Raw genomic sequence first — 11,503 nt, forward strand, 5'->3', positions numbered from 1 at the left:
GATCGGTTTTGCAGCGGCGCGCATCTCGGCGGCGCGAATGTCGACCGAGCCGGCGGCACGATCGATGCCGGTCGCCACGACCGATACGCGGATCAGGCCTTCGAGCGCTTCGTCGAAGGTCGCGCCGAGGATGATATTGGCATCCGGATCGACTTCTTCGCGGATGCGGGTCGCGGCTTCGTCGACTTCGAACAGCGTCAGGTCGCGACCACCGGTGATCGAGATCAGCAGGCCCTGAGCGCCCTTCATCGAGGTCTCGTCGAGCAGCGGATTGGCGATCGCGGCTTCGGCGGCCTGCATGGCGCGGCCCGGGCCGGATGCTTCGCCGGTGCCCATCATCGCGCGGCCCATCTCGCGCATCACCGAGCGGACGTCGGCGAAGTCGAGGTTGATCAGGCCTTCCTTGACCATCAGGTCGGTAATGCAGGCGACGCCCGAATAAAGAACCTGGTCGGCCATCGCGAATGCGTCGGCAAAGGTCGTCTTGTCGTTGGCGATGCGGAAGAGGTTCTGGTTCGGAATGACGATCAACGTGTCGACCGACTTCTGCAGTTCCTGGATACCCATCTCGGCGAGGCGCATGCGGCGCTGGCCTTCGAAGTGGAACGGCTTGGTGACGACGCCAACCGTCAGGATGCCCTTGGAGCGGGCTGCCTGTGCGACGACCGGGGCTGCACCCGTGCCGGTGCCGCCGCCCATGCCGGCGGTGACAAAGCACATGTGCGTGCCGTGCAGGTGATCGACGATTTCGTCGAGGCATTCTTCCGCGGCGGCGCGGCCGACTTCCGGCTGGGAACCGGCGCCGAGACCTTCGGTGACCCGGGCACCCATCTGGATGATGCGCTCGGCCTTGGTCATGGTCAGCGCCTGGGCATCGGTATTGGCGACGACGAAGTCGACGCCCTCGAGGCCGGCGGTGATCATATTGTTGACGGCGTTACCGCCGCCGCCACCGACGCCAAACACGGTAATCCGAGGCTTCAACTCGGTGATATCAGGCTTTTGCAGCTTGATGGTCATTGCACCAGTTCCTTCTTTTTCTGGCCGCATCGCCGCCGGCCAATTCATTGCAACTCTGCTCCGATGCGGGCGGGCGAGCCCCTCACATCAAAAACTTTCCTTCAACCACTGACCGACGCGGGCCAGCCGGCCATTGCCGCTTCCCAGCGAGGCCATCAGGCCGCTCTGCGTAGCGTGTGTTTCCAAATCCGCGACCTGCGGATAGATCATCAGGCCGACCGCCGTCGAAAACGCCGGTCCCTTGGCTGCCGTCGGCAGGCCGGAGACACCCATCGGGCGGCCGATCCGGACGTTGCGCGCAAGGATCCGACGCGCCGTTTCCGAAAGGCCGGTGAGCTGGCTGGCACCACCGGTCAGCACGACGCGCTTGCCGACGATCGGGCTGAAACCCGACTTCTGGATGCGGTCGCGGATGAGTTCCAGCGTCTCTTCGATACGGGCCTGAACGATGCGGGTGACCAGCGAGCGCGGTACCTGGGTCGGCTGGTCGCGGTCGTCCTCGCCGATCGGCGGAACAGAGATCACGTCGCGTTCGTCGGACCCGTTGGCAAGCGCCGAACCGTGCACGACCTTCATCCGCTCCGCATCCTCGATGCGGGTGGAAAGCCCGCGGGCAAGGTCGGTTGTCACGTGATGGCCGCCAAGGCTGATCGCGTCCGTATGGACGAGCTTGCCCTCGGCAAAGACCGAGATTGTCGTCGTGCCGCCGCCCATGTCGATCGCCGCGCAACCGAGTTCGACTTCGTCGTCGACGAGGGCTGCGAGGCCGCTGGCATAGGGCGTCGCGACCATGCCCTCGACCGAGAGGTGGGCGCGGTTGATGCAGAGTTCGAGGTTCTTCAGCGTGGCGCGTTCGGCTGCGACCACATGCATGTCGACGCCGAGCGTATCGCCGAACATCGCCAGCGGATCGCGGATACCGCGCTCGCCGTCGAGCGAGAAGCCGGTCGGCAGTGAATGAAGGATGGCGCGGTCCTGGCGCAGCGACTGCTGGCTTGCCGCGATAAGAACCTTCTTGAGATCGGCCTCTTCCACTTCCTGGCCGCCGAGATCGATCGTCGCGGTATAGACGTCGCTGGTGATGCGGCCGGCGGACACATTAACGATCAGGCTGTCGACGGTAAGCCCGGCCATACGCTCGGCGGCGTCGACCGCCAGACGGACGACGCTCTCGGCTGCGTCGAGATCACCGATCACGCCGGACTTCACACCGCGCGAGCGCTGGTGGCCGATGCCGATGATCTCGATATTGTGGGTGCGGCCCGGCAGGACCTGGCTTTCCTGACGCGGCGTCAGCCGGGCGATCATGCAGACCACCTTGGTGGAGCCGATATCCAGGACCGAGACGACATGGCTGCGCTTGGAAGACAGCGGCTTCATGCGCGGCAGGCCGAAATGGGAGGAACCGAATACGCTCAAGACTGCTCTCCCAGTTTCTTCAGGGCCTTTGATCGTGCGTCGAGCGCTTCCCTGCGGCGATCCAGAGCGCCAGGGGTGAGCTGAACAGTGGTGCGATCCTCAAGCCGAAGATCGACGGCGGCGACGTCACGCTCCAGCACGCCCTGATCCTTTTCGAGCTTGGCGAGCATGGCAAGCGCCTTGGTGACATTACCTTCCGGCAACTTCAGCACGATGCCGTTGTCGAGATGCAGATCCCAGCGGCGGCCGGCGATGCGGACATAGGCCTTCACCCGGTTCTTCAGCTCCGGCCAGCCCGACAGGGCGTCCTCGAAAGAGGCCGCCGCCGCCTCGGCGTCGCGCCCGACGAAGAGCGGCAGGGAAGCGAACTTGTTGTCGCGAAGCGGCGCAATCACGCTGCCGTTCTTTTCGATCAGCGAGAGTTCGGAACCGTGCTGCCAGATCCCGAAGGCCTGACGCTCTTTCAGCATCACCTCGATCGTCTTCGGATAGATCTTGCGGACTTCCGCATACTGGACCCAGGGAAGCGCCGAGAGCTTGCGGCGAGCAGAATCGATATCGAGAGCGACGAGCGACGTCGTGCCGTCGAGCCCGAGAAGCTGCAGGATGTCGATTTCGGAAGTCTGGTCATTGCCCGAGACGCGAACGTCTTCGATCGCAAAGCCGACAGCCGCCGTGGTCGCCTGCGCGACAGCCTGGCCGTGACCGCCGAGCGACATGCCGTAGAGACCGACGGCAGCGAAGAAGCCGGCAGCGGAAACGGTTCCGGTATGGGACGGAATATGGATGCGGCCCGTGGCGAGGCTAACGCAGAAACGGAAAACCCGGCGTAGCGGACGAGGAAGAACCCGGCGCTCCTCGGCACCGAGATAAAGAGCCTGAGAACGGCCGCGCGGTCCACCCGCCTTTCTGCCGATCAACGCAAACACGTAGCGTCCTCCACCATCCAACGGACGAGTTCACCAAATGAGTGGCCGGCATGGCCGGCCATTTCGGGCACCAGTGAGGTCGGGGTCATGCCCGGCTGCGTATTGATTTCCAGCCAGATGACCTCGCCGTTCTCGGAGAAGCGGTCGTCGTAGCGAAAGTCGGAGCGACTGACGCCACGGCAGCCCATCGCCTGATGCGCCTTGAGCGCTAGTGTTTGAATCTTTTGGTAAATATTCGGTGAAATTTGCGCAGGGATGACGTGTTTCGAACCACCTTCCGCATATTTCGCGTCGTAATCGTAAAAAGCGTGGCTGAGCGGCACCACTTCGGTAACCCCAAGCGCCACATCGCCCATCACGCCGCAGGTAAGCTCGCGGCCATAAACATAACGCTCGACCAGAACCCGATCGCCGTAGCGCCACTCGGACGAACCGATGATCTGCGGCGGATGCGACTGATTCTCCTGGACGATCACGACCCCGAAGGACGACCCTTCGCGAACCGGCTTCACCACGTAAGGCGGCTTCATCGGATGGGCATTGCCGATATCGAACCGGCTCATCGCCTTGGCTTCGGCGACCGGAATGCCGGCCGCCTTGGCGACATGCTTGGCCTGATGCTTGTCCATAGCGAGCGCAGACGCGAGCACGCCGGAATGGGTATAGGGAATTTCGAGATATTCCAAGATGCCCTGGATCGTTCCGTCCTCGCCGAAAGGTCCATGCAAGGCGTTGAAGGCGACGTCCGGCCGAAGCTCAGAGAGGACGGCCGCCACATCCCGGCCGACATCGACACGGGTGACGCGATAACCTTCGCCTTCGAGAGCATCCGCACAGGCAGTGCCCGAGGACAGGCTGACAGGCCGCTCGGAGGAAAATCCTCCCATCAAAACAGCCACGTGCTTGTCGCTCATCAATCACTCCCGCCAAAAAGGACTACACTCTAAAGTACGGCGCTTGCGCCAACCTGCTCTCAGACGATTCCCGCCGGACGTTAGGCATGCCTGCATTAGTGCCCGAATATAGTTAACAAACCGTTTACCTTGATTAACCCGGGTAGCCAAAAGCATGAAAACAAAGGAAAAATCGAATCCCGGAATGTTAACGCGCAGTTTGCGGCAACATTCTGAACGGCGCTGAAATGACCACCAAGGCGCTCGAATCGACAGACGATTCTTGCGGTTTGCGGCACGAAAAAGCCCGCGAAGCGTTCAGCTTCGCGGGCTTTTTTAACTCAGCGGTTCTTCTTCAGATCAGGCCGCGGCCCGCGCTTCCGAATCGTCCACCAGCTTCCAGGCCAGCGCCCCGAGGACGGCGCCTACAATCGGCGCAACCCAGAAAAGCCAAAGCTGCCCGAGGGCCCAGTCCCCGACAATCAGCGCGACGCCGGTCGAACGGGCCGGATTGACGGACGTGTTGGTGACCGGGATCGAGATCAGATGGATGAGCGTCAGCGCAAGGCCGATTGCGATCGGAGCAAAGCCTGCCGGCGCCTTCGGCCCGGTCGCGCCGAGAATGATGAAGATGAAGAAACCGGTGAGAACCAGTTCTATCAGCAGCGCAGAGATCAACGAATAGCCGCCCGGCGAATGCTCGCCATAACCGTTGGACGCAAAGCCGCCGAGCTGGAAACCAGCCTTGCCGGAAGCGATGAGATAGAGAACCAGGGCCGCAACGACCGCCCCGACGACCTGCGCGACGATATAAGCCAGGAGGCTCGATGCCGGAAACCTGCCCGCCACCGTCAGTCCCACCGATACCGCCGGATTGAAGTGACCGCCGGAAATACCGCCGACCGCATAAGCCATGGTCAGCACCGTCAGGCCGAATGCGAGCGCAACGCCGACGAAGCCGATACCGAGATCCGGAAATGCAGCCGCCAGAACCGCGCTACCGCATCCGCCGAAGACAAGCCAGAAAGTGCCGAAAAACTCGGCCGCTAATTTTTTGAACATTGGATATCCCCCTGCTCGTGCCCCCGGCACCCTGCCGGTCCAGGCGCGACTCTCATTCAAACAAGGATATTATGCAATATATTCTCATGAATGCTCAATGAATAAGCAACTCGTGAAACATCCAAGGTTGCACCGGCGCTATCCAACGGAATCAAAACACGAGATGACCGCTGCAACGCTTTAAATTTACAAGATAACTCGCCACGGGAGGCATTCGCCTCACCCTGGCCGGATCCCGTTATTCGCTTGTCATGCCCTGGAACGGCCTCACCTCGCGGCCTGGCATGAAGATGCCGAGGCGCTTGATTTCCCATTCGAGCTTAATGCTGGAATGTTCGAAAACTCGCTGGCGGATGGTCTCACCGAGATATTCGAGGTCGTAACCGCTGGCGTAGCCGATATTGATCATGAAATTGCAATGCAGCGACGACATCTGCGCGCCGCCGCTGACCAACCCGCGGCAGCCTGCCTCGTCGATCAGCTTCCAGGCGGAATGGCCTTCCGGGTTCTTGAAGGTCGAACCGCCGGTCTTTTCCTTGATCGGCTGCACCGTCTCGCGATGCTGACGCACGGCATCCATCTCGGCGCGGATCTTTGCCCGCTCCTCGGGATATCCTTCGAAGACCGCGTGGGTAAAGATCATGTCCGCCGGAACCGAGGAATGGCGATAGCTGTAGCCCATCTCGGCAGTCGAGAAGACATGCGTGCCACCCTTGCGGTCGACGGCATGCACCTCGATGACGCGCCCGGCCGTCTCGCCGCCATTCGCGCCGGCATTCATGCGCAGGGCTCCGCCGATCGAGCCGGGGATGCCGTAATAGAAGGCGAAACCGCCGATGCCGTTGTCCATCGCCATCGCGGCAATGTGCTTGTCGGGGCAGATCGCACCGGCCTTGATACGGTTGTCGCCGACGAGATCGACCCCGCCGAACCCCTTGGCCGAGAGGCGCAGAACGACGCCTGGAATGCCTCCGTCGCGGACGAGCAGGTTCGAACCGACGCCGACTACCGTCAGCGGCACGTCTTCCGGCAGGATCTGCAGGAAAGTCACGAGGTCGTCGACGTCATGGGGCTGGAACATCAGTTCGGCGAGGCCGCCTGCCTGGAACCAGGTGACGCGATCCATCGGCGCATCCGGCGTCAGCCTTCCGCGCAGTTTATTGACGTCATCCCCCAACGACGCCAGAAGCTTTTCCCCGTTCACCTGTTTCATTTCCTACTGTCCCGATATGCTTTCCAGTTCCTTCGGCAATGCCGCAGCCCATTGCGTGATATTGCCCGCCCCCAGAAGAACCACGAAATCACCCGGTTTCGCAATGCCCGATACAATCGAAGCGAGTTCCGTCGGCGATGCCATGTATCTAGCGTCGCGATGGCCGCCCGAACGGATGCGCGAAATCAGCGCTTCCGAATTGGCCCCGTCGATGGCTTCCTCGCCGGCGGCGTAGACTGGCGCCAGTATGATGCTATCGGCATCGTTGAAGCAATTGGCGAAATCCTCGAACAGGCTCGACAGACGCGTGTAACGATGCGGCTGGTGGACCGCGATGATGCGACCCTGGCACGATTCGCGGGCTGCCCGCAGCACCGCCTTGATCTCCACCGGATGGTGGCCGTAGTCGTCGAAGATCGAAACGCCGTTCCAGGTACCGGTCAGCGTGAAGCGCCGCTTGACGCCGCTGAAGTTGGCGAGCCCCTTGCGGATATCCTCTTCCGAAATGCCGAGCCGGTTGGCGACCGCAATCGCTGCAGTGGCGTTGGAAATGTTGTGGCGCCCGGGCATCGGCAGCGCAAGATCCTTGAATTGGAATACCCGGCCGGTGCGGCGACGGCGGATTTCCACGTCGAAGATCGACTTGGTGCCTTCCATCCGCACGTTCGAGAATCGCGCATCCGCCTGCGGGTTCTCGCCATAGGTGACGATCTTGCGGTCCTCGATGCGACTGACTAGGGCCTGCACTTCAGGATGATCGAGGCAGAGCACGCCGAATCCATAGAACGGCACGTTCTCGACGAACTGCCGGAAGGCGGCGCGCACGGCGTCGAAATTGCCATAGTGGTCGAGATGTTCGGGATCGATATTGGTGACGACGGCGACATCGGCGGGAAGCTTCAGGAAGGTGCCGTCCGATTCGTCGGCCTCGACCACCATCCACTCGCCCTCGCCCATGCGGGCATTGGTGCCGTAGGCATTGATGATGCCGCCGTTGATGACGGTCGGATCGAGATTACCGGCCTCTAGCAGCGCCGCGACCATCGAGGTCGTGGTCGTCTTGCCATGCGTGCCGCCGATGGCGATCGCGTTGCGGAAGCGCATCAGCTCGGCGAGCATTTCGGCGCGGCGGACGATCGGCAGCGATTTTTCGCGCGCGGCCATCAGTTCCGGATTGTTCTTCTTGATCGCGGTCGAGACGACGACCACCTCGGAATCGCCGATATTCTCGGCCTGGTGGCCGACGAAGACCGGGATGCCCTTGTCGCGCAGGCGCTGGACATTGGCGCCGTCGGCCTGGTCGGATCCCTGGACCTTGTGGCCAAGATTATGCAGCACCTCGGCGATACCGCTCATGCCGATACCGCCGATGCCGATGAAATGAACGAGCCCTATGGCCTTCGGCATCTTCATGCACGCACTCCCTTAAATTCCGAAATCGATTTCCGCTCCGCGATCGCCACGACCAGATCCGCAAGCTTGCCGGTTGCATTCGGCCGTCCGGCGGACTTGGCGGCCGCTGCCATTCTTTCGAGCTTATCCGGATCCTTCATCGCACCCGAAATGATCGCGGCAAGCTTTTCCGGCGACAGATCCGACTGCTGCACGACCTTTGCGCCGCCGGTCGCCACCAGCGCCTCGGCATTGGCTGCCTGGTCGTGATCCAGAGCATGCGGGTAAGGCACGAGAATGGCCGGCCGGCCGATCACCGCGATTTCCGAGACCGTCGAGGCGCCGGAGCGGCAGATGACCAGATGCGCCGCCGCCAGCCGTTCGGCCATGTCCGAAAAGAAGGAGGAGATATCGGCCGGAGCCTTCAGCTTGGCAAAGCAGGAACTGACACGATCCTTGTCTTCCGGACGCGCCTGCTGGGTAACGACGACGCGATCACGCTCGGCCTGGTCGAGCAGGCTGAGCGCCGTCGGCACGGCCGAGGAGAAGAACTGCGCGCCCTGGCTGCCGCCGAATACGACCAGCCGGAACGGATCGTCGCCACGGGACGCGGCATAGGGGACATTGGAGGCCGCAAGCACGGCCGGACGCACCGGATTGCCGGTCGTCACGGTCTTGTCGGCATAGGGACCACCGCTCTCGGGCAGGAAGCCACCGGCGATTGCCTGGACCTTGGCGGCCAGCGCCTTGTTGGCGCGGCCCATCACGGCGTTCTGTTCGTGGATCATCGTCGGCACGCCCATGGCGGTCGAGGCCATCAGCGGCGGCACAGTCGGGTAGCCGCCGAAACCGACGACGGCGAGCGGCTTCAGCCGGCCGATCAAGCGGCGAGCGGCCCGCAGTCCCGTCCACAGCTTCCAGCCGGTACGGGCGAGCGCGATCGGGTTCTTGGATCCGAAAGTGGCGGACGGTACGACATGGATTTCGTCGGCCGGAAACGTGCCGGCGTAGCGCTCGGCCCGGCTGTCGGTGACGAGATGCACGGAATAACCGCGCTCCTTCAGTTCGTGTCCCAGCGCTTCTGCCGGAAACACATGACCGCCGGTTCCCCCGGCGGCTAGCAATATGATGCCCTTGGTCATTGGACTTTTACTCCGCGGGTACGCCCTGGGCGACCCGGAACAGGCTCCGCTCCTGCGCTCGCTTCTCCGGACGATGGCGGGTCAGCGCCAGGATGAAGCCTGCAGTGATGCAGATCGCGATCATCGAGGAGCCGCCATAGGAGATCAAGGGGAGCGTCATGCCCTTGGCCGGCATGAGTTCGAGATTGACGCCGATATTGATGAGCGACTGCATGCCGATCTGCAGGACGAGGCCAGCGACCGCGAACCGGTTGAAGTCGTTGCGCTCCTTGAAGGCGTGGTTCAGGCCGCGCAGCACGATGAAGGCGAAGATCGCCACAAGTGCCATACAGAAGATAATGCCGAATTCTTCGGCTGCAACGGAGAACACGAAGTCCGTGTGGCTGTCCGGCAGGATGCGCTTGACGATGCCCTCGCCCGGCCCCTGTCCGAACCAGCCGCCCTGCAGGATCGCTTCGTGCGCCGTCTCGATCTGGAAGCGGTCGCCCTCGCCGGTCAGGAACTTGTCGAAACGGGCGGTCACGTGCGGCAGCATGTAATAGGCGGTGACGATGCCACCGGCACCGACGCCGCCCAGCATGACGATCCACAGCCAGGGCATGCCGGCCATGAAGAACATCCCTCCCCAGACGACGCTGGTCAAAATTGTCTGGCCAAGGTCCGGCTGGGCGACGAGCAGCGCTGCGACGATGCCGAACAAAATGATGGCGAAGAGGTTGCCTGGGATTTCCGGCTGCCGCGCGTGTTCGGCGAACAGCCATGCGCAGACGACCACGAAGGCCGGCTTCATAAATTCCGACGGCTGAATCGAGAACATGCCGACGCCGATCCAGCGCCGCGATCCCTTGACCTCGACGCCGAAGAACAGCGCCAGCACCATCAGCGCCAGCGCGATGATCAAAAGGACGATGGCGGTGCGGCGCACCTGCCGCGGCGTCAGGAAGGAGAGGCCGATCATCACCACCAGCGACGGCAGCAGGAACAGCGCGTGACGCTCGACGAAGTGGAAGCTGTTAAGGCCGATACGCTCGGCCACCGCCGGCGATGCCGCGAAGGAGAGCATGAAACCGACGCCCATCAGCAAAACGAAGGCGACGAGGAAGAAACGGTCGATCGTCCAGAACCAGTCTGCGAGCGGCCCACGGTCTGCGCGGCTTACCATCTGTCGTTCCCCTTTTCCGTCTCGATCAATCTAAATCGACCAACATCGTGACGCCGTCGAGGCTTGCGACATGGCCGACAAAGGCATCGCCGCGAACCTCGAAATTCTTGAACTGATCGAAGCTGGCGCAGGCTGGCGACAGCATCACCGCGGACGGTGTCGTGTCGGCTCCTGCATCCGCTGCGGCATGCGCGACCGCCTTTTCGAGCGTGCCCGAAATTTCGTAGGGCACCGCCTCGCCGAGTGTCGCCGCGAATGCCGGCGCGGCTTCTCCGATCAGATAGGCCTTGACGATACGCGGGAAGAGTGGAGCGAGGCTGACTATGCCGCCCTCCTTCGGCAGGCCGCCGGCAATCCAGTAGATCCGGTCGTAGCTGGAGAGCGCAGGCGCTGCCGCATCCGCATTGGTCGCCTTCGAATCGTTGACGAACACCACCTGGGTTCGGCGCCCGACCGGCTGCATCCGGTGCTTCAGGCCCGGGAAGGATCTCAGCCCCGCGCGGATCTCGTCCTTCGACACGCCTACCGCCAGGCAGGCTGCGATGGCCGCCGCCGCGTTCTGGGCGTTGTGGCTGCCCTTGAGCGTCTGGATGCCGTCGAGATCGACGAGCAGCGACGTCGCGCCGCCATGCGCCTCGATGATCCGGCTGCCTTCGGCATAGAGGCCATCGGCAACGACGACCCGCTTGGAAATCCGGCGCACCGCGACACCGGCCCGTCCGACGCGGTCAGCGATGAGGGCGCAGAACGAATCGTCGACGCCGATCACGGCGGTCCGGCTGCCGGCGACCAGCCGCTCCTTGACGTCGGCGTAATGCTGCATGGTGCCGTGGCGATCGAGATGATCGGGCGTCAGGTTGAGCAGGATGCCGGCCGTGGGGTTGAGCGTCGGCGCCAGATCGATCTGGTAGGACGAGCATTCGACGACGAAATAGCGCTCGGACTTCGGCGGATCGAGCGTCAGGATCGCAGTGCCGATATTGCCGCCGAGCTGGGTGTCGCGGCCGCTTGATCTCAGGATATGAGCGATCAGCGCCGTGGTCGTCGATTTGCCGTTGGTGCCGGTAATCGCGATGAACGGGCAATCTGGCGCATGCGCCCGGCGCTCGCGCACGAAAAGCTCGACATCGCCGATGATCTCGACGCCGGCGGCGCGCGCAAGGTCGACGCTCCAATGGGGTTTCGGATGGGTTAGCGGCACACCCGGCGACAGCACGAAGGCGGCCTGGACAGACCAGTCGATGCCGCGCAGGTCGGCGGTCGAAATCCCC

General features: G+C 62.9%; 10 protein-coding genes. All 10 read right to left on the reverse strand.

The genetic code is table 11. The annotated features are described in order from the left end of the window. Positions 1-1,020: cell division protein FtsZ (gene ftsZ, locus MOV61_RS24390; RefSeq protein WP_247138445.1), on the reverse strand; the 1,020-nt coding region annotated here is incomplete at its 3' end. Positions 1,021-1,107: 87 nt separating this feature from the next. Beyond that, positions 1,108-2,439, reverse strand: a complete 1,332-nt coding sequence (ftsA, locus tag MOV61_RS24395) for a cell division protein FtsA (protein WP_247138446.1) — start codon at positions 2,437-2,439, stop codon at positions 1,108-1,110. Then, the gene (locus tag MOV61_RS24400) at positions 2,436-3,368 is read right to left on the reverse strand and encodes a cell division protein FtsQ/DivIB (RefSeq protein ID WP_309493849.1); all 933 of its coding nucleotides are present in this window, start codon (positions 3,366-3,368) and stop codon (positions 2,436-2,438) included. The genes ftsA and MOV61_RS24400 overlap by 4 nt, the downstream gene beginning before the upstream one ends. After that, entirely contained in the window at positions 3,356-4,282 is a 927-nt protein-coding gene (locus tag MOV61_RS24405; RefSeq protein ID WP_247138447.1) for a D-alanine--D-alanine ligase, read from the reverse strand. The genes MOV61_RS24400 and MOV61_RS24405 overlap by 13 nt, the downstream gene beginning before the upstream one ends. Before the next feature lie 339 nt (positions 4,283-4,621). Then, entirely contained in the window at positions 4,622-5,323 is a 702-nt protein-coding gene (aqpZ, locus tag MOV61_RS24410) for an aquaporin Z (RefSeq protein ID WP_247138448.1), read from the reverse strand. Positions 5,324-5,561: 238 nt separating this feature from the next. Continuing rightward, complete coding sequence (gene murB, locus MOV61_RS24415; protein ID WP_247138449.1) at positions 5,562-6,536, reverse strand: UDP-N-acetylmuramate dehydrogenase; 975 nt, start codon at positions 6,534-6,536, stop codon at positions 5,562-5,564. Between the two features lie 3 nt (positions 6,537-6,539). Continuing rightward, positions 6,540-7,949: a UDP-N-acetylmuramate--L-alanine ligase gene (gene murC, locus MOV61_RS24420; protein ID WP_247138450.1), complete on the reverse strand. Its 1,410-nt coding sequence runs from the start codon at positions 7,947-7,949 to the stop codon at positions 6,540-6,542. Further along, positions 7,946-9,070, reverse strand: coding sequence for an undecaprenyldiphospho-muramoylpentapeptide beta-N-acetylglucosaminyltransferase (gene murG / locus MOV61_RS24425; RefSeq protein WP_247138451.1), 1,125 nt, complete (start codon positions 9,068-9,070; stop codon positions 7,946-7,948). Before murG ends, murC begins: the two co-directional genes overlap by 4 nt. Positions 9,071-9,077: 7 nt before the next feature. After that, positions 9,078-10,232: a putative lipid II flippase FtsW gene (gene ftsW / locus MOV61_RS24430; protein ID WP_038543537.1), complete on the reverse strand. Its 1,155-nt coding sequence runs from the start codon at positions 10,230-10,232 to the stop codon at positions 9,078-9,080. Between the two features lie 25 nt (positions 10,233-10,257). Beyond that, positions 10,258-11,503: UDP-N-acetylmuramoyl-L-alanine--D-glutamate ligase (gene murD, locus MOV61_RS24435; protein ID WP_247138452.1), on the reverse strand; the 1,246-nt coding region annotated here is incomplete at its 5' end.

This window comes from Neorhizobium sp. BETTINA12A, assembly GCF_023006485.1.
Classification (GTDB): domain Bacteria; phylum Pseudomonadota; class Alphaproteobacteria; order Rhizobiales; family Rhizobiaceae; genus Neorhizobium.